Annotated in this window: 16 protein-coding genes; 6 read left to right on the top strand and 10 right to left on the bottom strand. The window is 54.0% G+C overall.

Translation table 11 applies throughout. From position 1 onward, the window contains the following. Positions 1-9: 9 nt before the first annotated feature. The 4 genes from CA54_RS19055 to CA54_RS19040 all read right to left on the bottom strand — a co-directional run bounded on the left by CA54_RS19055 (position 10) and on the right by CA54_RS19040 (position 3,366). Entirely contained in the window at positions 10-867 is an 858-nt protein-coding gene (locus tag CA54_RS19055; RefSeq protein WP_146372595.1) for an FAD/NAD(P)-binding protein, read from the bottom strand. Further along, the gene (locus CA54_RS19050) at positions 864-2,015 is read right to left on the bottom strand and encodes a 4Fe-4S dicluster domain-containing protein (RefSeq protein ID WP_146372594.1); all 1,152 of its coding nucleotides are present in this window, start codon (positions 2,013-2,015) and stop codon (positions 864-866) included. Before CA54_RS19050 ends, CA54_RS19055 begins: the two co-directional genes overlap by 4 nt. Positions 2,016-2,078: 63 nt before the next feature. Beyond that, entirely contained in the window at positions 2,079-2,561 is a 483-nt protein-coding gene (locus CA54_RS19045) for a cyclic nucleotide-binding domain-containing protein (protein ID WP_146372593.1), read from the bottom strand. A 232-nt stretch (positions 2,562-2,793) separates the two neighbouring features. Next, positions 2,794-3,366, bottom strand: a complete 573-nt coding sequence (locus CA54_RS19040) for a hypothetical protein (RefSeq protein ID WP_146372592.1) — start codon at positions 3,364-3,366, stop codon at positions 2,794-2,796. A gap of 1,244 nt (positions 3,367-4,610) precedes the next feature. Between CA54_RS19040 and CA54_RS19035 the strand changes: the two genes are divergently transcribed. The 5 genes from CA54_RS19035 (at position 4,611) to CA54_RS19015 (ending at position 16,508) form a co-directional block, all read left to right on the top strand. Continuing rightward, positions 4,611-5,186, top strand: coding sequence for an ECF-type sigma factor (locus CA54_RS19035; RefSeq protein ID WP_231963128.1), 576 nt, complete (start codon positions 4,611-4,613; stop codon positions 5,184-5,186). A gap of 101 nt (positions 5,187-5,287) precedes the next feature. Then, positions 5,288-8,785 carry a protein kinase domain-containing protein gene (locus tag CA54_RS19030; RefSeq protein WP_146372591.1) on the top strand — a complete coding sequence of 1,166 codons (3,498 nt, stop codon included), beginning with the start codon at positions 5,288-5,290 and terminating at the stop codon, positions 8,783-8,785. Positions 8,786-9,084: 299 nt separating this feature from the next. Further along, positions 9,085-9,630 carry a hypothetical protein gene (locus CA54_RS19025; protein ID WP_146372590.1) on the top strand — a complete coding sequence of 182 codons (546 nt, stop codon included), beginning with the start codon at positions 9,085-9,087 and terminating at the stop codon, positions 9,628-9,630. Positions 9,631-9,769: 139 nt separating this feature from the next. Then, the gene (locus CA54_RS19020) at positions 9,770-13,132 is read left to right on the top strand and encodes a hypothetical protein (RefSeq protein WP_197532615.1); all 3,363 of its coding nucleotides are present in this window, start codon (positions 9,770-9,772) and stop codon (positions 13,130-13,132) included. A gap of 997 nt (positions 13,133-14,129) precedes the next feature. Further along, a complete protein-coding gene (locus CA54_RS19015; RefSeq protein WP_146372589.1) occupies positions 14,130-16,508 on the top strand; it encodes a hypothetical protein in 2,379 nt (792 codons plus the stop codon). 266 nt (positions 16,509-16,774) lie between these two features. Here CA54_RS19015 and CA54_RS29475 read toward each other — a convergent pair whose 3' ends face one another. The 5 genes from CA54_RS29475 to CA54_RS18995 all read right to left on the bottom strand — a co-directional run bounded on the left by CA54_RS29475 (position 16,775) and on the right by CA54_RS18995 (position 20,207). Beyond that, positions 16,775-16,924 (bottom strand): hypothetical protein, encoded by a 150-nt coding sequence (locus tag CA54_RS29475; protein WP_197532614.1) that lies wholly within the window; start codon positions 16,922-16,924, stop codon positions 16,775-16,777. A gap of 82 nt (positions 16,925-17,006) precedes the next feature. Continuing rightward, the gene (gene uvsE / locus CA54_RS19010; RefSeq protein WP_261343750.1) at positions 17,007-18,125 is read right to left on the bottom strand and encodes a UV DNA damage repair endonuclease UvsE; all 1,119 of its coding nucleotides are present in this window, start codon (positions 18,123-18,125) and stop codon (positions 17,007-17,009) included. Between the two features lie 95 nt (positions 18,126-18,220). Continuing rightward, the gene (locus CA54_RS19005) at positions 18,221-18,679 is read right to left on the bottom strand and encodes a nucleoside deaminase (RefSeq protein WP_146372587.1); all 459 of its coding nucleotides are present in this window, start codon (positions 18,677-18,679) and stop codon (positions 18,221-18,223) included. Beyond that, on the bottom strand, positions 18,679-19,080 hold the full coding sequence (locus CA54_RS19000) for a TspO/MBR family protein (protein ID WP_146372586.1): 402 nt from the start codon (positions 19,078-19,080) through the stop codon (positions 18,679-18,681). The genes CA54_RS19005 and CA54_RS19000 overlap by 1 nt, the downstream gene beginning before the upstream one ends. Before the next feature lie 266 nt (positions 19,081-19,346). After that, positions 19,347-20,207 (bottom strand): endonuclease/exonuclease/phosphatase family protein, encoded by an 861-nt coding sequence (locus CA54_RS18995; RefSeq protein WP_146372585.1) that lies wholly within the window; start codon positions 20,205-20,207, stop codon positions 19,347-19,349. 430 nt (positions 20,208-20,637) lie between these two features. Here CA54_RS18995 and CA54_RS18990 point away from each other — a divergent pair, with 430 nt between their 5' ends. Continuing rightward, positions 20,638-21,918, top strand: coding sequence for a formylmethanofuran dehydrogenase subunit B (locus CA54_RS18990; RefSeq protein WP_146372584.1), 1,281 nt, complete (start codon positions 20,638-20,640; stop codon positions 21,916-21,918). Between the two features lie 171 nt (positions 21,919-22,089). Here the strand turns inward: CA54_RS18990 and CA54_RS18985 are convergent, their stop codons facing one another. Then, positions 22,090-22,833, bottom strand: a complete 744-nt coding sequence (locus tag CA54_RS18985) for a PEP-CTERM sorting domain-containing protein (protein ID WP_146372583.1) — start codon at positions 22,831-22,833, stop codon at positions 22,090-22,092. Positions 22,834-22,981: the final 148 nt, after the last annotated feature.

The raw sequence follows: 22,981 nt of genomic DNA, 5'->3' as shown, positions 1-22,981 counted from the left end.
CCGGAGATTTCACAGATCGTCCACTTTCAGAATGGAAGCTACTCGGTCGTAACCGAAGATTGGCCCGTCCTTACAAAGAAATTCAGGACCAAATTGGCAATGGCCACACAATCCAACCGCGCAGTTCATGTTTCGTTCCAACGACACGTAGAGATTTTCATCGGGGATTCCACACTCGCGCGCCGATTGGACTGTGTACCACATCATCACTTCTGGCCCGCAGGTGAAGAGCACTGTCTCCGCGGAACGGGGCAGTGCCATCCGCTCCAACAGCGTCGTGACGACGCCAACATTTCCGCTCCAACCATCTGTCGTACGATCGACAGTTGTTTGGACGTCGAGTCCGCGGGTTCGCCAATTGTCGTATTCGCCAGGATACAGCAGTCCCTCGGGTGTCCTTGAACCGTACAATAGGGTTAGTTGACCATAAAGGTGACGATTCGAGAGCAACTCGTAAATCACGGGCCGCAAAGGAGCGAGTCCGATTCCTCCGGCGATGAGAATCACGTCTTTTCCTACGTTACCTGCTAATGGCCAACTTGAGCCGAAGGGACCGCGCAGTCCAAGTGAAGCACCCTCGGCTAAGCCTGCCAACGTACGTGTCACGTTGCCCGCTACGCGAATTGTGTGTGGCAGCCGATCGCCGTTTGTCGGATCACCACTAATCGAGATGGCAATCTCACCGACTCCAGGCAAATACAACATATTGAACTGGCCGGGCAAAAACGTATACCGAGCGGCCACTTCGTTGTCGGTGAAAATCAGATCGTAGGTCGCAACACCGGGGGTTTCCGGCGTCACTTGATCCACGGTCACCGAATAGGCCAGCCAAGGGTCCGTAGGTTTGCAGGCAGCGGAGCCCGTCATTGTGCCGCCCCCGAGTTTGTGTTTGGTGGATTTGCGTTAATTGTCGATCGTCGAATCACGGCCACTTCTTGGGTCAGGTCAATCTCCACGGGACACCACGTGATACAGCGACCACAACCGACACAACCGGATGAGCCAAATTGGTCCTCCCACGATGCCAGCTTGTGCGTCAGCCATTGCCGGTAACGGCTTCGAACGCCGTTACGAACCACGCCACCGTTCATGTAACTAAAGTCGATGTTGAAACACGAATCCCATTCACGCCGTCGTTCGACATGGTCCCTGGTCAGGTCACTCACCTCGGTCACCGTGGAGCAAAAGCACGTCGGGCAGACCATGGTGCAGTTGGTGCAGGACAGGCAGCGTGTGGCGAGATCGTCCCATTGAGGATGATCGAGATTATCCAGCAGCAGATCGCGAAGCCCCTCTGTGTCGAGCGTTTTTGTAATCTGCTCAAGGGCCTGCTGCCGTGCGGATTCAGCTTGATGGAGTCGTTCCCTTGTGGAGGATATTGTCGGAAGTTTTTTCAGGATTTCACCACCGGCATCCGAGCCGACCTCCATGATGAATCCGTCGGCAATTTCGGTCAGCGCCAAATCAAAACCACTTTCACATCGCGGTCCTGTATTCATCGACGTGCAGAAACAAGTAGAGGCCGCCTGCGTACAATTCACGGCGACGATGAAGGCTGCGTCCCGTCGTTTCTTGTAAATGGGATCGATATAAGATCCGCCCGTGAAAACACGGTCCTGAACCCGCATCGCGGCGATCTCACAGGCACGCACGCCGAGAAACGCATAGCGTGGCGGATCGTCATCGGGCGTGCGCATGTGCCAACCGGTATCATGACGCTCCGCTGTAGCGACCGTTGCCAAGGGCGGGAAGAGAAACTGCTTCCAAGAATGCGGTCCGACAACGTACCCAAAATAGGCATCGTCATCACGCTGTTCTAGGCGGTACTTCCCCGCTTCCTGACGGTCGGTCCAGCCGCGGGGCAATTTATCCACCGAATCAATTTCGTCGTAAACAATTGCACCTTGGTCGACCGTCGGACCAACGGTTTGATACCCAGCGTTCATCAATACATCCAACAGCGACTGCAACTCGCTGGCCGGCAAGAATTCCGGGAGCTCTGTAACCTTCTCCATTTCGTATCTCGATTTCCTCCATTGCCAACGCATTGTGAATTTCCGGACTCCACCGCGCGTCGGTTAGGCTGGCTGTGTCTCGGAAAACAGATCAAGTAATTGCAGTCGTGCTGCCAGCAACCGCCGGGATAAAGCAACGGCCATCCGCTGCATTACTCTATATCCGATCTCTCGATCGGCGTCACATAGTTCCTGCAGACGCTGTCCGGGAATTGTAACCAGTGTGGCAGCATCGAGGATCGTCCCCATCGCCGTCATGCGTTGACTGCCCCAGAGTGCCGACCAACCAAGAATCTCACCGGCCCCGACTGTAAGGATTCTGATCTGACCGCGGCGCGGGACATGCATATCCAGCGCCACGCTGCCCGTGACAACGATGAACAGGCTCACGCACACAGTCCCTTCCTGAAAAAGAACGGTCCCGGCGTCTTGCTGTTGGATCTCTGAGATATCCGCGATTTTCGCAAGTTCCTCGTCCGACAGATCATCCAAAAAGCCAGTCTGACGAATCAGTTGGAGAGCGGTTTGATTCTGAGCGGCCATCATAGGTCCTTCACGGAGCAACAGAATTGGTTTGCCCAATCATAGCTAACTATATAAAAGCCTGTATCGAAAATTGCTCTGTTGTCGACGATTCGATGAAGATGTTTTTCAGCCAGTGGACAGCCCGCAGCTTAAGCTCGACTATCCCGAAATGCTTCGCGATTTCACCAATTCACTTCCGATTGGATCGAAATTCACTGCCAAAGTGCTTGTACGAATAAACGGATAATCCAAACTACGCCTCAAATGCTTGTTCGATCTCGTTCAATATGGCTTGTTCGGCTTCTGAAACGGAACCCATGCCGAGGAATCCGCCTGTAGTCTGCGCGATCGCCCGTGTGCGTCGCAAAACATCATGCCGCAGTCGTTCCACTTGCTCCTGAGTGAGCTTGCTGGCAGTGACGCGGACGTAATGCCGCCACGTGGCAAATAGCTTTTCCTCAGGTTTGTCATGTAACCAATCGTTTAATAGACGGTGGCTGGCCGTTGTCTCTCCGATCCCTTCTGCGACTGCAGCTCCCAACACCGCGGCCCGTTCTTTTGAATCAAGAATACGATCGGCCCAGGCTATTTGTACCAGTGGAATCAGTGACAGCGCGATGAGCGATTCCCGGCCTATACCGACTTCCAACAATTCGCCGAGTAGTTCTTGGTCGGCAATGCCAGTTACTTCAGAGAGATCCATCAGACCTCTCTCGCACGCCGATTCCTCCTTCAATTTCTGAATCAGCGCCTGATCGACGCGATAGAAAAACTCATTTTCCAGGCTACGTTCCCGTTCGGAAAACATATTTTTTGATAACTTCATGGCAACTCAATGCTCCTTATCAAACTTGAATGTTTCGAAACATCGTTAAACCCGAACTTTCACCATTCAAAGAGGCCGATAATGCCTGGCCCAAAATCTCCTCCTGGCGGCATCAGTCTAGGATACATCCTTGAATCGGCCGCTGATCCTAGGAATACAAAAAGCCCCTGACGTGCTGGCATCGCACACAGAGGCTCTCATGGCCGCTCGACCACCGCCCTGGCTATGGGGGCGGTCGTTTCTTATCTATTAATTATTCACCGCCAAAGGCCAAACGTCAATAGGCAGGATTCTTACGCATCGGCATGGTTGTGCAAAACTCAATAATATGCTCAGTATTAATCGTCAGCCCGCGTTCAAATTCAGGGTAGAGACGATCTGGTTGGGGAAGTGCGGCACCGCTGCTTTAAAGCAGCGCGATCGCGCAGTCATCTCCCAATGGCGGGCCGAAAATAGCGCCCAGCCCTCTGGTTGAAAGCCCGACCTGTCTATCGTGCATTGATGACGTTGTCAGTCCGATTGAAGGGGCGCTTAAACCTGGTGGCGATAATCGATGTTCTTACTGACGAACAGTTCCGGCATATCACAAATGAACTACGCATCACTTTGCGTCGAGCGCAGGGTTGAACAGACTCTCTGGATTACTTTTGCAGTCTCCATGTCGTTTAAAAATGTCTAGCCAAGTGGCGGAAAGCTAGGCTCTGTCGGAGAACTTTTGTTTTCTGATTTATGAACATCGCGGCCACTTTAACTTTCACTGGCCACAGACCAAGGAGGGTTGTCGTGATGACGCGGGATCAGCTAGCGGATGAACAATGGGCTTTCATTGACGACATATTTCCACCGCATGCGAAAACAAGACGCAAGCCTCGCGATCGACGTGTGATCGTCGATGCAACCACCGTGAGCTTGGCACCGCTCCAAACGGTTGCGGATGGTAGTCGGGCGCGAGCCGGTCCATGAAAAACTGCAGCGGTCGATTACGGCGGAAATAGATTGGGAACGGCAGCGGGGTATGTGGAGTGAAATCGCTTAACTGTTGTAAGCCACGATACGTAGATTGTGTTTTCTCGGGGCCGGGTTTTTACTCATTAAGTAAACCATACCGCCTATTATTCGTTATCAAACCCTAGGGCTTTGAACTAACGGCTCAAATGTTTTCAAAGTTTTAGATGCATCGTCGTACAACCTTCAGTACGATAGAAGCGGAAAGTTTTGTCTGAAAAACTATCTGAAATGGGACCATGATGGGCGACGTAACGCAGTTTCTTTCGAATATGGAAAGCGGCGATACGGGAGCGGCTGAGAAGTTACTGCCGATGATGTACGATGAATTGCGGCGATTAGCGGTAGCTAAGATGTTGCATGAATCGCCGGATCATACACTGCAGCCCACCGCCTTAGTACACGACGCTTATGTGCGACTCGTAGATGTTGAGAAAGCACAACGATGGGATAGCCCTGGGCATTTTTTCGCTGCTGTCGCTGAGGCCATGCGGCGAATTCTTGTTGAACGCGCGCGGCAAAAAAATGCTATTCGGAATGGTGGTGAATTCCAACGTCATGTGTTGTTTGACGTGGAATTAGCGGCCAACGTCGACCGAATGCAAGTGCTCAGTTTGGACGATGCCCTGAACCGTCTCGAAAAAGAGAACCCCAGGGCGGCCGAACTCGTAAAACTACGGTTTTTTGCCGGTTTGTCGGCTGATGAAGCGGCAGGGCTACTGGGGGTTTCACCTAGCACGTCCAGGCGGATTTGGGTCTTCGCGCGGGCGTGGCTCCGCAGTGACATGGAAGAGAACTCCAATCCCTCCACATGAATTTTCCGAAATTCTCTAGTTTCCTTGAGTTTTGTGACTGCTTTGCGCTCGTTTTTTCGCATTACTAATGCGAGCGGTAAGTCCAGAGTTCAGGACAATCAATGATGAGTGGCATTCATAAGACAGAAGAATCGATCTTTTTTCACGCCATTGACATCGAAAATGACGCTGAGCGGTCCTTGTTCGTTCAACAGGCATGCGCGGGTGATAAACAGCAGGTGGCCCGTATTGAAAGGCTGCTTCGTGCGAACCAACAAATCGGAGACCTGTTGGACATCCCCGACGGGAATGTGATCCCGATCATCGCTAACTTGGTGGAACAAACGCCGCCACCACAGCCTCCGAAAACACTTGCCCCGAACGCCCCGCTGGGCGGCACGCTGGGCGATTTTCAACTGGTCCGCGAAATCGGCCGCGGCGGCATGGGGGTGGTTTACGAGGCCCACCAAATCTCCTTGAACCGACAGGTGGCACTCAAGGTATTGCCGTTTACCGCCGTGTTGGATCAACGGCAGTTGGAACGGTTCAAAACTGAGGCCCAGGCGGCTGCAGGGTTGCATCACGGCAACATTGTGCCGGTGTTTCACATCGGCCGTGACCGGGCAGTGCATTACTATGCGATGCAGTACATCGAGGGGCAGGATGTCTCCGATCTGATCAAACAACTGCGGCAGGTCGCGCAAAAAGACGAGCTCGACTTGCCGGTCACCAAAGACGCCGATTTCAGTTTGGCTTCGGAGTTGGTTACGGGACGGTTTGAGCCAGCAGACCTGACCCGTCCCGACATGCCGCTCGACGAGGACGATGACAACTTCGCACGCCCTGATTCGAATGCTGTCAACGATACCGGTACGTTCGCGGCGCTGCCCACCAAAGACGCCACGAACAAACCGGAGTATTTTCGCACTATTGCCGGGTTGGGCATTCAAGGGGCAGAGGCATTGGAGTTTGCGCACCAAAATGGCATCCTGCATCGCGACATCAAGCCGTCAAATTTGATGCTGGATGCCGGAGGCAAACTATGGGTCACCGATTTTGGTCTCGCGCGTATCGAAGGGGATGCCGGCCTGACGACGACCGGCGATGTCATGGGGACGCTGCGGTATATGAGTCCCGAACAGGCCACCGGCCAAAACGACGCCGTTGATCGCCGCAGCGACCTCTATTCGCTGGGCGTGACATTGTACGAAATGCTTTCGCTTAGCCCGGTCTATCCATCAGCCGCCCGCAATGAGCTGCTACAAAAGGGCCTAGAGGAAGAGCCATCGCCGTTGCGACAAGTAAACAATGCGATTCCCGCTGACCTAGAAACGATCATCCACAAGGCGATCGCCAAGGAACCAGCGGACCGTTACGCAACGGCTCAAGAATTTGCGGATGACTTGCGGCGATATTTGAACGGCGAGCCGATCCACGCCCGGCGTCCTTCGGTAGCGACGCGGATTTCAAAGTGGGCCCAACGGAATCGCACGTTGGCGTTGTCATTCGCCGCTGCGTTTATCGGGGGCATTGTGGCGGCGGCGATCGTGGTCGTGGTGAAGGACCGGGACGGAAACGTGATTTCCCAGACCACCTACCCCGACGGCCATGCGGTGACGATCGAGAACGAAAACACAGTGCGGCCTCCGGAGATATCCCGGCGGGAGACGCCTTCGCCCGAACCCTTTGCCGGCTTACTTCCCGATCCTCCCGCGCTGCCAGGTATTGCCCGCTGGCAGATTGTGAACCGGCACGTCACTGGTACACCAAATAACATTCTCGGCCATTTTGCGTGGAGTCCCGATGGCCGGTATATCGCCGTTCCCACCGACGAAGTGCTGCGCGTCTACGAATTTCCCAGCTTTGAATTAAAGAGGATCTTCTGCGGCCATACCGATGGTCTTACCAAGGTTGACTGGAGTCCAAACGGCAAACTGCTCGCAACGGCCAGCAATGACGACACGGTCAGAATCTGGGACTTCGAAACCGGGACACCGAGTATAACCTTGTTCGGCAACGCGTGCGATGTGCGCACCGTGAAATGGCACCCGAATGATGGCAAGCGGCTGGTCTCGGGAAATGTCGCCGGAAATCTGAGAATGTGGTCACGCGAAGGAAAACTCTTGAAGCGTTGGCGAGGTCATCCTAACAGTTCGGTGTGGGAAATCGCTTGGAGCCCGGACGGTAAGACGTTGGCGTCGGCCGGGGCTGATGGGACGATCGCCCTGTCAAATGACCAAGGAGCACTGCAGTCGGTAATTGACACCAAAAAGGGCGCTGTATCAACCGTCGCCTGGAGCCCCGATGGCAAGCGGCTGTTGACGGCGAATCGTGGCAGCGGTGAAGTCTGTGTTTGGAAACGAGATGGCACACCGGGGCCGGTGTTCGCCGGCCACACCGCGGGGCCGATGTGCGCTGCCTGGAGTCCCGATGGCCAGCGCGTGGCATCGGTGGCCCATGACGGTAAACGCCGGATTTGGGATGTTGATACCGGCGCCAAAACGGAGATCGACGTCGGTCAGGTGGAAATGAGTGCTTTGCCAATTGATTGGGTGGCGTGGCGTCCAGGGAGTAAGTCCATCGCGACCTTTTCCAATGACGGATTTCATGTCTGGGATGCGAGCGGTGGCGTGATTGCTCAATTCGCCATTCTCGCCCGTTTGCGTGCTGCACGGTTGAGTCCTGACGGCCAGAAACTCGCCGCGAATATCGGGCACGCCGATGAATTTTACATGCTGCTCTGCAATTCCGATGGGACGCAATCGCAGTCCTTGGACCGACTCCACGAATACCCGCTTGATTTCGCCTGGACTCCCGACAGTCATTCAGTGGTGGTCGGAGGGTGGCGGCTCCACGCCATCGCGCCCCTTCTCCGTTTGTGCGGCCGCGATGGCTCGGAAGGACCGGTGATCATCAACTCACCCGACGTTGAAAAAAGTTCCGGCGTTCGCCGCCTGTCGGTGAGCCCGCACGGTAACCAAGTGGCCGTCCGCATCGTTAGCGACAAGGACCCGTCGCTGCTGCAAATCTGGAATCTAGACGGGACACCTGGGCCAATTTGCGAGGGTTCTGATATAACTAAAGTCAGGTCGCGACCGGCGTGGAGTCCGCAGGGCAACAAAATCGCCATGTGCGACGCCGGGGGCACGCTCCGCATTTGGAAGTCTGAGGACGGCCAATTGGAAAGCAGTCTGATTACCGCTGGCGGCTACGAAGTCGTTTGGAAACCGGATGGAACTCAAATCGCAGTGGTGTCGTCAGATTTCGTGCAAGTCTGGGGCATGGATGGCCTTCAAATTGCCGCACTGAGAGGCGGGGACGTGGGGCAGCCTCCGTTCGAATGGGCCACAAGCACGCACGTGAAATTTAGTGAAAACTACTCGAAAGGGCAGGCAACGTCGATCCGTTATCGCGATCCGCGAACGGGTCGGTTCGAGTGGATTCTGGCAGCGACCAGAGCCAAACAATTCGTGAAGTTTGCCGCGGACGGCCGTGTTCTTGACGGCAATCCCGATGTTGTCGATCGCGAGTTTGTCTGCGTCGTCCAACAACCGAACGGAGCGGTCCAAATCTTGAAGCCTTCGGGATTTCGTCAACGTTACCAGCAGGAGGCCCCCTGACACTCGCGCCGCACAGCGCACCTACTGCAACAATTGAAACAACCTCTGACAAAAAAAATCGGCTGGTGAGGCCGTTGTCGCGAAACACCTCCTCACCAGCCGGGAACCTCGCCGTCGTGCGCTCGCTTTGTGCGCACGGGGCGGTGGTCTGTTTTGCATGATAACCCGCAATTCCCCATTCACCAAGAGGAGGACGGCAATTCTCAGCCCTGCTTCATTGCGATTTTGATTTCTAACGTGCCCAACTCAAACAGGCGTCGACAACGATGCCAACTCCAACCACATGAAAAGGAAATCACATGAAATTACAGACCAACGTACTCATCACCGCGATCACGTTTTTCTCACTCACTCTGGGGACTGCCGCTGCCGGCGATTTTCAAACCGAAGGGCTCGTTGGCTTTAGCAATGTGCAAAACGCGTTGAGTTTTGGCGGCGACTCTGCTCCCTATCTCGCTATCGGCACTAGCCCGCAGATTGGGTTTCATCTCCACAGCGGTTCGGTCCTGCCGTTGCCGGAGACGATCCTTCCCACTGACACCGGGATCGAGTTCGAATGCGTGCAAGGTCCCCACGAAAGAGAAGGCCGCAACATCCACGTGATTCACACCAAACGGGGCAAAATCTATTGCACTTGGCATGCGGTCTTCACGTTGGATTTTATCAATGATCAGGGTGACGCCGTGCTCAGCGGCGACGGCATCTTTACTGTTGTGGGCGGCACCCGCCATTACCGGGGCGCCTCAGGCAGCTTCCGCACCTTGTTTGAAACGGAGGTCGTCAAAGCGGGTTCAGACACGGCGATTGCGGAATTTACGCAGGAGGGTGAGTTGAAGCGAAAGTGATCTTGCAACGTATCAAAAACCTCGCCGCCGTGCGTTTGTTATGAGCGCACGGGGCGCTGTTCTTGAAACAGTGACGAACCTCCGATTCCTATTAACCGACACCATGAAACACTCCCAGAAATACAAGAGGACCAACTCGATGCCCCCATTTTTTCGTTCGGCTACTAAAAGCCATCAAGCTCCTCGCTGCAAACGCACCGGCTCCCTCACCCGCCCCCTGGCGATGCAACAGCTCGAAGACCGCACGCTGTTGGCCGGCTCCATGGTGGGCCTGGGCGACTTGCCGGGTGGTACTTTTAACAGTTATGCATACAACGTGTCGGCCGACGGCTCCGTGATTGTCGGACGGAGTAATTCCACCAATGGATATGAAGCATTTCGATGGACGGCAGAAACGGGCATGGTGGGCCTGGGCGACTTGCCGGGTGGTGATTTTAACAGTTATGCATACGGCGTGTCGGCCGACGGTTCCGTGATTGTAGGACGTAGCAAATCCGCCAATGGAACAGAAGCATTTCGATGGACGGCGGAAACGGGCATGGTGGGCCTGGGCGACTTGCCGGGTGGTGATTTTAACAGTTATGCATACGGCGTGTCGGCCGACGGTTCCGTGATTGTCGGACGTAGCAAATCCGCCAATGGATATGAAGCATTTCGTTGGACGGCGGAAACGGGCATGGTGGGCCTGGGCGACCTGCCGGGTGGTACTTTTAGCAGTTATGCACGACACGTGTCAGCCGATGGCTCTGTAATTGTGGGACGGGGTGATTCAGCCAATGGAACTGAAGCGTTTCGTTGGACGGCGGAAACGGGCATGGTCGGCCTGGGCGACTTGCCGGGTGGTACTTTTAACAGTTATGCATACGACGTATCGGACGACGCTTCCGTGATTGTGGGACGGAGTAATTCCACCAATGGATATGAAGCATTTCGATGGACGGCGGAAACGGGCATGGTCGGCCTGGGCGACTTGCCGGGTGGTACTTTTAACAGTTATGCATACGACGTATCGGACGACGGTTCCGTGATTGTGGGACGGAGTAATTCCACCAATGGATATGAAGCATTTCGTTGGACGGCGGAAACGGGCATGGTGGGTCTGGGCGACTTGCCGGGTGGTGATTTTAGGAGTTATGCATGGGGCGTGTCGGCCGATGGCTCTGTAATTGTGGGACGAGGTACTTCCACCAATGGAATTGAAGCATTTCGCTGGACCGATGAAACTGACGTCAACAACCCACCGCTGGTCACATTGAACAACACGGTCACTGGTCTACCGGAGAACACCGATACGACGTCCCGCGTCAAAGTAGCCGACATTGTGGTCACCGATGATGCGCTGGGCAACAACGTGCTCTCGCTCACGGGAGCGGACGCGGGGCTGTTTGAAATCGATGGAACGGTACTCTTTCTCAAAGCGGGGACGGTCCTGGATCGGTTCGCTAATCCGGTTTTGGACGTAACTGTCAACGTCGATGATGCCACGGTGGGAACCACGCCGGACGATAGCGCCGCCCTGGCGATCAACGTGACCGAAGTCAACGAGTCGCCGATGGTGGCATTGGATAACACGATCGGTAGTTTGCTGGAGAACACCGATACGACCTCCCGCATCAAAGTGGCCGACATTGTGGTCACTGACGATGGGGTGGGGACGAACGTGCTTTCACTCACCGGTGCGGACGTGGGGCTGTTCGAAATCGATGGAACCGAGTTGTTCCTGAAGGCGGGTACGGTTCTCGATAGTTACTCTAATCCCATTTTGAACGTGACCGTCAACGTGAATGACGTCGCGATAGGAACCACGCCCGACGATAGCACGGCTCTGGCGATTGACGTGATTGACGTCAACGACCCGCCGATGGTGATGTTGGACAATAACCTCACTAGCCTCCCAGAGAACATCGATACAACGCTCCGCATCAAAGTGGCCGACATTGTCGTCACCGATGATCTACTGGGGACCAACGTGCTCTCGCTGACCGGTGCCGATGCCGATCTGTTTGAGATTCTCGGAACCGAATTGTTCCTCAAAGCGGGGGCGGTGCTCAATGCCGCCGGGAACCCTGTACTGAACGTTACCGTCAACGTCGACGACGCCGCTGTGGGCAGCATCCCCGACGATAGCGCGGCTTTGGTGATCACGGTCATCCCCTTTATCAACACCCGCCCCGTCGCCGATGCCGGGGGGCCATATGTGTTAGGCAACCGCAACAGGATCCAACTCGATGGCAGTGACAGTTATGATGCGGATCAGCCCGCTGGGACCCTGACCTATATGTGGGACTACGGGAACGACGGCACGTACGATGCCATAGGGGTGCGGCCTTACATCACCGCCGCGGACTTGAATGGACAAAGTAACATCGTCGTGCGTTTGAAAGTCCTTGACAATGATGGCGGCTCCAGATCCAACCTTGTGCGGGTGCATGGCGCGGACACTTCGGTGTTGCGGATTCGCGGCGATAATGACGGTGTCGTGGGGCAGCGACGCGTGGTTTCGTTGAAGCTTTATGGTCCGACCGTGACGCGCGAACACTATACCTACACCGTCGATTGGGGCGACGGCAGTCAGCCGCGCTTGGTGACCGGACTCTCCGGCTCGTCCATCAGTAAGAGATATGACAAAGCGGGTAATTATACGATCCGCGCGACGGCCGTCAGCAATGAAACCGGATTGGAAACGTCGCACTCACGCGTCATACGTATCCGCACAGAGCAACAACAAGGACGCGACTTCGCGGTTTCCGGCACCAGCGGCGATGACTATTTCCGCGTCTTCACTCGTTCCGGCACCGGCCAGGTGGAGATTTACCGCAACCGAGTTTCGCTGGGAGTGCATACCGTGCCCGGCACGATCTATGCCATGGGCATGGGGGGCAACGATTGGTTCGTCGGCGACAACGGCACCTATAACGTCTACTTCGATGGCGGCAGTGGAAACAATGTTTCCTATACCTACGGCGGGGATGATACGATCCTCGGTCGTGACGGCCGCGATCGCGTTTACAGCTACGGTGGGGACAACTATGTCTCGGTCGGTAACGGCAATAACGTGGTCAAAACCAACGTCGGCGATGACCACATAAAAACCGGTCGCGGCAGCGACAAGATCATCGACCTCGGCGGAGACAATCAGATCGATGCCGGCGACGGCAACAACCACATCAGCACCCGCTACGGCAACGACATGATCATCACCGGTTCCGGCCAGGATCAAGTCACCGACCTGGGCGGCAACAACCGCATCGAAGTCGGAGACGGCAGCAACGTGGTCCGCACCGGCAAAGGCAACGACACGATTCTAGGCGGTGCGCATGACGACAACATCCGCGTCGACGGCGGCCGTAATTACATCTACTCGTTTGCAGGAAACGATTTCATCATCGCCTTCGGAACCAACTTTATCGACTCCGGTTCAGGAAACGATACGGTCTTTAGCCAATTCAATCTGCTTTATGACGATAACGACCTGTTTGATCTGCTGGCCAAGTCCCGTTAGCTCGGCGGTTTGGGGCAAAGTCATCTTGAAGCTGATAAGCCATTTATACGCGCACACGGAAATCACCTCACGCTTGGAATTGTCGACGTGACCCGCAGTCGACAACCTATTTGACCTTTCAGTCACCTCACAACAGGGTCGGTACTGGCAGAGACAAAAGAGACAATTGGCGAACCGTACCTGACTGGTGTTCAAAAAGTACAGCGTACGTTGGTCTCGCCAGTCAAACGCCAAGAGATACCAACACCGTTATTCCCTTATTACCACTCGCCCTACCAACGCAAAAATCCGAGGAACGAGGCCTCTGCAGATTCGTCACAAACTGACCGAGGACGGCAAACTCCAAACTGTTAGGAGCAAGCTATCATGAACGTCCCTAAAACTTACGGGGACGCGGCTTGATTCTTCCGAGGGGCCTAAAATCAACCGTTTTTGGGTGGAGCGACGTCAACCGACATCGCATCCGTGGGGATGAGCACCCGAACCGGGTCTCCTCGCTCTCAAGCAGTCGTAGGAATCACCGTTCCACCAATTTCCCCCGGGTTGTGGCGAAGGTCGAGTGGTATCGGGGTTCCTCATGGAGATGGTCTGCGCAGAACAGACACTAACCGCTGGCAAACGCTCTGCTTGTCCTCGTTCCTGGATCACTCGGGCTGGAAGACGGAAAGCTGTCGAAAAGTCCACTGGCATTTAGCTTGGGAGAGGATGTGCTGTTACAATCGTGAAGGTTGCGAGTCTGGATCGGTTCTAGGATCAACCCAAACGGGAAATCCCGGCTAATGGTCGTATCGGAATAGGCCCAGTCTCTACTCAGCCGGAAAATTATCAGCCTTCGTCGGAAAAAATTCTTTACCAATTCCCAACAGCAAACCGCAAAAAAACACCAATGCATATCGCCCCACAAGACGAAAATCGGCTCTCTTATCTGCTTGTTAATTTTCCATGCAAGTTTGCCAAATTTTCTTGGATCGTTTCAATCACTGTGTGCGCTCTCTGCATGACCAATGACCGGCAGGTAACCGCATTGACTGATGAGGCACTCAGTGAAGTGCGCGATGGGTTCTCCAAGAGGCGGGACAGTTACCTGACTGAATATCTGGATCGACCTTTTGCTGAACTCGATTCCAGCGTCGACCCCGTGCGCTCGCTTCGTGAACTACAGCAAGCGCAATGGATTTGGTACCCCGAACAAAATTCTCCCAGTCATCCCCCCTCCGGCTTACGATATTTTCGCCGACAACTGACTCTCCCGACTCAAAACCCAATCAAAAAGGCCCACATGGTATTGGCCGTCGACAATACCTGCACAGTATCAATTAACGGGAAACTCGTCGGCCGAGCCAACGGATTCCAACACGCCAAGTTGATTGATATCACCCAGCATTTAAAACCGGGGGACAATGTCGTCACGATTGCAGCACGCAACTTGGGTGACGAACCCAACCCGGCTGGGGTGTTGGGGCTGCTGCATATCGACTTCGAGCAGGGCGCACCCCAAGTGATCGTCACCAACAATCAATGGCAAACGTCGGATCAAGTTGTCGAAGGTTGGGATTCACCGACAGAGGACAGCTCGGCATGGCCCAAGGCAGAGGAATTGGGGGCCTGCGATTCCGCACCTTGGGGGGAAGTCAAAATAATTCGGGATGTACAGATCAATCAATATGTCTTCAGTCGGTTAATATTTGCACTGGCTGCGTTGCATCTGGAAACAGAATCGGAACGAGCGAATGCCGCGATCTTGGAAGCCATTAAAGTTCTACGACAAGAGGAACAAGCGACCGGCGAATTTGGTCTGCATTGGCTGGGAGGAGTGTTTTATCGCATTTACGGACTGTTCGGCCCCGGTGGCTCCATGGAAGGTCGTCTCAGCGATGATGCTGTCCATGCCATGGAGCAACTTTTTGCCGACTGGGCTTACACCGAATCTAAAATGTCGGAATCGGATCCAGAAGACACCTGGCGACTCTGGGGCAGTGAAAATCATAGCGCGCAGCGCGACGCAACGCGTTGGGCAGCTGCGCGAATGCTGGCTGCATCTCCGCTGGGGGAAACATTTCGCTACCAAGATGGTTCCACCGCCCAAGAACAACTGGCTGCATGGCGAAAGTATCTGAAACGCTACTATCGGGAACGTGTGAAAAGGGGCATGTTGATCGAAATTTCCCCTTCCGGTTATGGTTCGCGAACCCTGCAAGGTTGGCACAATATTTATGACTTTACGGACGACCCGGAACTAAAATCTCTCGTCAAAGCTGGCCTGGATGTGTGGTGGGCCAATTGGGCACAAGAACAATTGGGCGGCATGCGGGGTGGTGGAAAAACGCGACTGTATCCTGGTGCCTGGGCCCTTGCTCACCACGATCGCAACCGTGCCATGAGTTGGTTTTACTTGGGGCAAGGAAACCGCGCCCACCATCACGAAACCTTACCAGTCATTGCCACCACAACCTACCGTTTGCCACTGGTGGTCATGGACATTGCATTGGATCCCCAAGGACGAGGTGTCTACGAATGTCAATCACGCCGTTTAGGACGCCATCTCGATTACCAACAATCACTTTCGCTCTCTCGACCGAACGAGCCAATTTACGACGTCGATCCCGAACAGGGCGGAATCGTCCGCTATTCGTACTGCACTCCCGATTTTATTATGGGAAGTTTGCTCTTCGGCAGTCACCCCAAAGACTATTGGACCGCCATTAGCCAACAAAACCGGTGGCATGGCATTATCTTTGCGGGGGAACCCAACTCGACCTTGTATCCACGATGTGAGACTGATCGCAGCACCTACAATGCACACTGGGCAATTCAGCACAAAGGAACCCTGATTGCACAAAAACTTCGTCATGCTGATGCCACCAAGGCGATGCGTGTCTGCTTTTCAACCGATCTCAAACGACACGAGCGGGACGGCTGGATTTTTGCCCAAGCAAAACGCGCTTTTGCGGCAGTCAAAGTGGTCCGCGGTACTTGGGATTGGGACGACGCTCGTTGGCTTCGCTGTTCCGATGAATACACGCCAGTGATCTTAGAAGTTGCGCGTAGCGAAGATTTCGCAGGCAACTTCGAAACGTTCCAACAAGAAATCTTGAAACAAACAGTAAGCATCGAAGATGACGTCCTGCACTACCGGGGCCTAAGAGACTCTGGCAATTTTACCTTCTCCCTGCAAAGCGATCAGGCGCCCGAATTGAATGGTGCACCGATCGATTTGGCACCGGACTACGCTTTCCAAAGTCCTTTTGTCAACGAAAAATGGGCTGAGGGCGTTGTGTACATCACCAAAGGAAAACGCAAACTGGTCGTGGATGTTCGCCAAGCAACCGACAAAAACGGGGACACCTCAGCCCCCCCATCTGGCGAAACCCCATAGACCGATTCTGAATGGTACACCTAGAGCAGCGACGGGTGTGTTCGCAAAACTGATTGCAATGCCACGGCAACCACACCATCAACGCTCCACTGCCATCCAGTAACACCACAGCCATAAGCTCTGAAGCATTAAAGTCGTCTTTGCCCCACGACTTTCCTCTGAACGTCCACATGCGGGAAGATCACCGCGACCAAATACATCAACCACAGCTGTGATCGTGGTGGCCTGGCAATTCTCACGCTACACCCTAAGAACTTCGCTGCAGCTTATCCCCGTCCCCCTTCGCAACACGTTTCGCAAATCGTGTGGCAGCGGGAACATTGGAGCTTGGCGCGGATTTCAATCAGTTCGCCGCCGCAGACCGGGCAGACAGGGCGCGGTGGTTTTGATTCTCGGTTTGTGTTTTTGTCGTTCATGATTCCCTCCTTGGCAAAATCGCCTCATGGATTATTGCGGAATTGGATGCGACCGTGCAATTGTAGAAATTCGGCACCCTTGTCATTTCATAAGTTTCGCAGCGGACTGAATCAGAGTTTCTTTCGCTTTTCGTGTCATCGCTTTGATCGCCAGTTCTCGTTTCAACGCTCGACTTCGACTCTCTTGGGCTTCTCGGTAGACCAACTCGACAGGCAAACGGCTGCGAGTATATCGCGAAGCTGTCCCGTTGTTGTGTTGCTCACATCTCCGGGACAAATCGTTTGTGATTCCCGTGTAAAGCGAGCCGTCACTGCAGCGTAGAATGTAGACGACCCAGCTTTCGGCCAATTGCTTCTTCAGCCGCAGCACAGCGACCTCTTTGGCCTTAGCTTCCACCTCGATGGTTAGGTCCAGCTCTCGCCAATATTTGGGAAAGTCCTCAATGTCAATGAAATCGTGATGTCGCCGAGGCTTTGGCCCCTCCCAGCCTTCGATGGGGCTAGAGATGTGAAACAGTGGCTCCCGGTTCCAAGTGCTGATGGCTTGCTCGGTTATCTCTTCGACAGATTTCTCATCTTGATTGCAGCGGTGATGATGGACGTCGTAGACCAACGGAATACCTTCTGCCCGGCAGAGCGGTAGCAGGTCCGAGGGTGTGTATGTCGTGTCATCATTCTCGACCGTCAGCCGGGTTCTAACCCGTGAGGACAATCGTTTCAGATTCCTAGCGAAATCAGCCAGGGCCTTTGGTTTATCGCCATACGCTCCGCCGCCATGAATATTGACGACATCAGCTCCGACCCACTCAGCAACCTCGGCCTGGTATTCCAGTTCAGCAATCGACCGATCGACTACATCGGGACGTGGCGAGTTCAGCACCACAAATTGGTCGGGATGAAAACACGTGCGGATGTCGTGGTCCTGGGCGAACTTGCCGCATGCCTTGAACTGACGCACAATCTCATCACTGTCAGGAAAATCGCATATATCGTAGCCGCATTCGGCGTGAGTCTTCACTGGCAGAACTTGACTGTTGATGCGGAAGCAGCCAATGCCGTTGTCGGCACAGAATTGAAGTGATTGCTGCAATGCCTGGGCGTTTGCCATGCACAACCCGGACAGCTTGTTCAGAGCGGCATCGCGCTCCATGCTGCTTATTGCTTTGACTGTCGTGTTGCGAAACTTGATGGGCTGCTCCAAGAAGGTGCAGCAGAGTCCCAAGCGAATTGAGGACGAACGTGATGCGTTGTTTTTCAAGAGGTTAGGCTTCCAATTTCTTCAGGTTTTATGCGGCTTCACTCGGGGGTCTTCTTCGATGCCGCCTTAAACAGCGCGTGACATTCATCTTCCAGAATTCCGCCGATCAATGTGCAGTCTTGAAACGGAGTTCGCTGTGCAACCTCTTGCGCGAAGATATCAATTTGTTTCCAACCAAGCTCTTGCAGGAATCGGATCGACGAACCAAACACCACCGTTTCGATTCCGGTCCACAGGATGGCTCCCTGGCACATCGGGCAGGGTTCAGCAGTGGTGTACAGAGCCAGCCGCCGCTCCTTCCAATCACGCACCGCACCAGCCATTTGATTGATGGCGTCGATCTCACCGTGCCACGTGGGGTTGGTGGACGACTTATTCCATCCCTCCGCAAGACTCTCGCCGGAAGACTGGTCGACAATCAGTGCGCCGAACGGAAGGTCGGGAACATTCGCAGCCAGTTCAATCGCTCGTCGCATGTGATGTTCGTGGTCAAGCATTACTCCCCCCAATTCATCCACGTAATACTGAGTTGCAAGTATGTCGCAATCGAAACCCACACGAAGTACGGCACTTGCGCCACAGCCACCCAACGATAATGCCGCCAGATTGCCACCGTCATCCAAATGATTGTGCCCCACACGATCAAAATGTCCACCGCTGCCAACGGCAGATTTCGCATCCCAAATTGAATGGGGGTGAAAATCAGGTTCACCACGAGATTCATGGCAAACGGAAGTGCGACGATCCACGGCACCTTCTTGCGAAACGCCTGCACGAATACATAGCCGAATGAGGCGATGATAATCGGGTAGAGAATCTGCCAGATCAACCCAATCGTGGACCCGGTGGGTGTCCATGAAGGTTTCGCCAAGTTGTTGTACCAGTCCATCCATTCCATCGTAGATTGCTTACTCCTTGCTCTGAGCGTAGAAGAGCATTCTTCCACACGAATCGCATACGAAAGCGGCGACTTTGCCTGCAATCGGGAATCTGCTGCTCCAAAATTCCTTCTTTGCTTTAGGAACCGTGTATTCAACCTCTCGCTGCCTGCCGAAATCATTGTCGATCAGCCTGACGGCCTTCAAGGTGCCATCGCAATCAGGACATGGTTTGTCCTCGTGACTCATTCGATATCCTTTGGGAAAAAATGGATGGAGTGGCAGGTCACTCCTGTAGGAATTCAAGCTCTGTGATAATCGGCAGGTGATCGGAAGGGAAGCGGCCGTCTCGCTGGTCGTCAAGCGTCTGGAGCCGTTTGACTTTGACCGATTTCGTGGTGAAAACAAAATCAATCCGGCGATTAGGTTCAATTTCTTTGAAACCGTTCCAAGTTGAATCTGGACCGGTCGGTTTTTGTACTGAATGCTTGTGTGCATCGAGAAACACGGGACGGGTCTGCGTCCCTTTTCCAATCAAAATGTTGTACGGAGGCGAGCCTGGCAGCGTATTGAAATCACCCGTGAGAATGACTGGATGATCCACAAATTGCTCCCGCATCTGTTTTAATAAAAGTTTCGCACTTTCGACTCGTGCCTGCTTTCCACGATGATCAAAGTGCGTGTTCATGACATAAAAGACGGTGCCTGTCTGGCGATCCTTAAGCTTGACCCAACTTGCAATTCGCGGCAGGTCTGCATCCCATCCCTTGCTGGCAGTTTTGTCGGGCGTCATGGAAAGCCAGAACGTTGCCTGATCGAGCAACTCGAAGCGATCCTTGCGGAAAAAAATCGGCGTAAACTCGCCAGCGTTTTTGCCATCGTTCCGGCCCACGCCATAGACGTCCATATCCGGCAATCGAGCTTTCAAGTCCTCAAGTTGTTCGACGAGAACCTCTTGGAAACCTGCAATGTCCACTTTGTTTTTGATGATAATCTCTGCCACCCAATCTTTTCGATTCGGCCAAGCATTGATTCCGTCGCTGGGGGTGTTTAAGCGAATGTTCCACGTCATGACGTTCAGAGATTCGGCGACAGCCTGTTGTCCCACAGTTGCCAGAATCAGAAAAGCGAAAAGAAGTCGTTTCATCAAGCTTGACCTTGTATCAATTCAGTTGTTGCTATCTGAGGTGCTAGGTAAAAAACATTCGAGATCCCCGAAACGATCCAGGCCTGAATGGTAGCAAAATCGTTCTCAGGAATCCGCTGCATCAATGCCCCTTATTTCGCTGGCCGTCTCAAACCGCACAAAAGAGGTCTCTTTCAGGAGAACCGTTTTTTCGACGTTCCTTAACACATTGATCATGAGGAGACGCATTGGTTCACCGTTTCTGCACTTGATAACGCCTTTATCCACATTGGTTTGGGGCGATCTTCGTGTCTGTCGACCTGTTCGGCCTTTGCGCATGAGCTTTGCATCAAATTTGTTCGCATCTTGCAGAGTGCCTTTCCGGAGACACCGCTACCTCGATAAATTAGCCATTGATCAGCAGCAGAGCTAAGAGCAGAGAAAGTGTTGGATGGAAGTGATACAGAATGTCGCCTGCACTAAATGTGGGTGTGTTTGTGACGACCTGCAGGTGTCGGTCGAAAACGGCCGGGTCCACGCGGTGTCCGGCGCTTGCAAACTCTCTGAATCTTGGTTTCTGGAACAAGACACGCAGCAACCACCTAGTGCGGCGATCAATGATCAGCCTGTTGAGATCCCATCCGCAATTGAATATGCCGCCGATTTATTGCTGAAGTCGCAGGCTCCACTAATTTTTGGGTTGTCGCGCAGCAGTTCCGATGGACAACGCGCCGCTGTGCAACTCGCCGATAAAGTTGGCGCAATCATCGACACAACGGCATCGCTCTGCCATGCACCGTCGATTATGGCGATTCAACATGTCGGGGAGTCGACATGCTCTTTAGGAGAAATCAAGAATCGCGCCGATCTGGTGATCTTTTGGGGCGTCGACCCCGTTCAAAGTCATCCGCGACATTTCGAACGCTATTCCGTGGACCCGGTTGGTGAATTCGTCCCGAATGGGCGCAGCGATCGTACCGTGATCGTGATTGACTCCGAGCGAACACAAACTGCCGACGCCGCTGACATCTTCCTGCCGGTCGAGCCAGGTACTGATTTCGAAATGATTTGGATGCTCCGCAGTTTATTGCGTGGTGAGTCGCCAACAGAGGACGCCTATTCCGGTATTCCCATTGATCAACTCACAGAGCTAGCGGACCGCATGAAGTCGTGTCGTTGTGGTGTCGTCTTTTTTGGTTTGGGATTAGCACATCAGCAATTGGGGCATCTCAACGTCGAGGCTCTGTTACGACTCGTCACCGAATTGAATGCCTACACGCGGTTTCATGCCCGGCGAATGCGAATGCATGGCGACGTCACGGGAGCAGACTGTGTACTCTGTTGGCAGACGGGTTTTCCGTTTGGTGTCAATTTGGGCCGAGGGTATCCGCAGTATAATCCGAGCGAATTCTCCGCCAACGATCTGTTCGAACGTGGCGAGGTCGATCTGTGCCTGTTTGTGGGGGGCGAAAGCGTTCCGCACATGTCGCCAGCAGCCCGGCGTTATTTAGAAACCATCCCGACGATTTTGCTGGACCACCCCACCGTGCCCGTCCATTTCCAACCCCAGCTTCGCTTCACGACTGCCGTGTACGGTGTGCATCTTCCGGGAGTCGTGTATCGCATGGACGAAGTGCCGATCCCGTTGCGGCAGATTTTGCCGACGACTTATCCCAGCGATGCTGAAATCTTGCAGCGGATCACGGATGCGTTTGTAAACGTCTGTGGCTAACAACGTTTCACGCATGATGATTTCGCGATACAAACACAAAAAAGCCCGGACGACACAGTGTCATCCGGGCTTGAGGTCGCCTAGTGGTGCTTCCGGCACCTCAACTCATTATCGGGGAGTCGTTCGATAATGCATCCGTTGTTCGTTGCAGCTTATGCTGCGATGCGTTTGTTATTTGGCCGCACGACGTTGTTGGCGACGGCGGAAGCCGATCAGGCCAATGGCACCGAGGCCCATTAGCACGAACGACGAGGGTTCGGGAACCGGATTGACCGGCGGCGGCTCGGTGGTGAAGCTGATGTTGTCGACACCCACACCGCGATCCACTCCGCCCAGATCCAAGACGGCTTTCACAGCCACGCCGTCGGCGATGACCAGCAGGTTTTCCCAGTTGCCGTCGATCGGCTGATTTTGCAAATCCGCTGTGAAGGAGGTCATGCCAACGATGTTCGTCATCGCCTCATCGGAGAACAATGTCAACATCGCTGTAGCCGTCGATCCGACGTTCTGTGCTCCCCCATCGACACGGAAGTCGAAGATGTCCATACTCAAGTCAGTAATGCCATCGGCAAAGCTGAAGACGTAGTCCGCCGAATTGATTGCGACATCACCCACGGTATCATCGGTGAGGAAGAACCCTCCCGCCCGACCGTCGACAGCCTCGTCGTCACTGACTGCGGCATTTCCACCGGTGGTAAATCCGGTCCGAGGCGGCGTTCCAACCTTAGCAATGTAGGAGAACGCCGAGTTGGTGTTACCAGTGGTGGAGATCGTGACCAAATTGTCACCCGTGTCGATCGCGCTGTTGATGATCTCCAGATCGGAGTAGCCGCTTTCGAAGTCAATAAACCCAGCCTGTGCATCTAAGCTACAGGCAACCAATACAACCGCACTCAGCATTAAACTTGTCTTCATCGAAATTCTCCCCTTGATAAGCCCAAAACAAAAAATGGTGAAACTTCAAACGATGTCAATCATGCCAACAGAGATATCCTCTCCGGCGTCACGGCCCACATATCCCATCACGTGCTCACTGTTGTAGCTTTGCGATAAATAAGAGGAT

Origin of the sequence: Symmachiella macrocystis (genome assembly GCF_007860075.1) — a bacterium.
GTDB classification, from domain to species: Bacteria; Planctomycetota; Planctomycetia; order Planctomycetales; family Planctomycetaceae; genus Symmachiella; species Symmachiella macrocystis.
The sequence above is the reverse complement of the archived record's forward strand: the minus strand, read 5'-3'. Positions and strand labels throughout refer to the sequence as shown.

Coding starts and splice junctions, on each gene's coding strand:
- CA54_RS19030 (WP_146372591.1), top strand. CDS start 5,288: ATGATGAGTGGCATTCATAAGACAGAAGAATCGATCTTTTTTCACGCC.
- CA54_RS19025 (WP_146372590.1), top strand. CDS start 9,085: ATGAAATTACAGACCAACGTACTCATCACCGCGATCACGTTTTTCTCA.
- CA54_RS19000 (WP_146372586.1), bottom strand. CDS start 19,080: ATGGAATGGATGGACTGGTACAACAACTTGGCGAAACCTTCATGGACA.
- CA54_RS19045 (WP_146372593.1), bottom strand. CDS start 2,561: ATGATGGCCGCTCAGAATCAAACCGCTCTCCAACTGATTCGTCAGACT.
- CA54_RS19020 (WP_197532615.1), top strand. CDS start 9,770: ATGCCCCCATTTTTTCGTTCGGCTACTAAAAGCCATCAAGCTCCTCGC.
- CA54_RS19035 (WP_231963128.1), top strand. CDS start 4,611: ATGATGGGCGACGTAACGCAGTTTCTTTCGAATATGGAAAGCGGCGAT.
- CA54_RS18985 (WP_146372583.1), bottom strand. CDS start 22,833: ATGAAGACAAGTTTAATGCTGAGTGCGGTTGTATTGGTTGCCTGTAGC.
- CA54_RS18990 (WP_146372584.1), top strand. CDS start 20,638: ATGGAAGTGATACAGAATGTCGCCTGCACTAAATGTGGGTGTGTTTGT.
- CA54_RS29475 (WP_197532614.1), bottom strand. CDS start 16,924: ATGAACGACAAAAACACAAACCGAGAATCAAAACCACCGCGCCCTGTC.
- CA54_RS19015 (WP_146372589.1), top strand. CDS start 14,130: ATGACCAATGACCGGCAGGTAACCGCATTGACTGATGAGGCACTCAGT.
- CA54_RS19005 (WP_146372587.1), bottom strand. CDS start 18,679: ATGCTTGACCACGAACATCACATGCGACGAGCGATTGAACTGGCTGCG.
- CA54_RS19055 (WP_146372595.1), bottom strand. CDS start 867: ATGACGGGCTCCGCTGCCTGCAAACCTACGGACCCTTGGCTGGCCTAT.
- CA54_RS19050 (WP_146372594.1), bottom strand. CDS start 2,015: ATGGAGAAGGTTACAGAGCTCCCGGAATTCTTGCCGGCCAGCGAGTTG.
- CA54_RS19040 (WP_146372592.1), bottom strand. CDS start 3,366: ATGAAGTTATCAAAAAATATGTTTTCCGAACGGGAACGTAGCCTGGAA.
- CA54_RS18995 (WP_146372585.1), bottom strand. CDS start 20,207: ATGAAACGACTTCTTTTCGCTTTTCTGATTCTGGCAACTGTGGGACAA.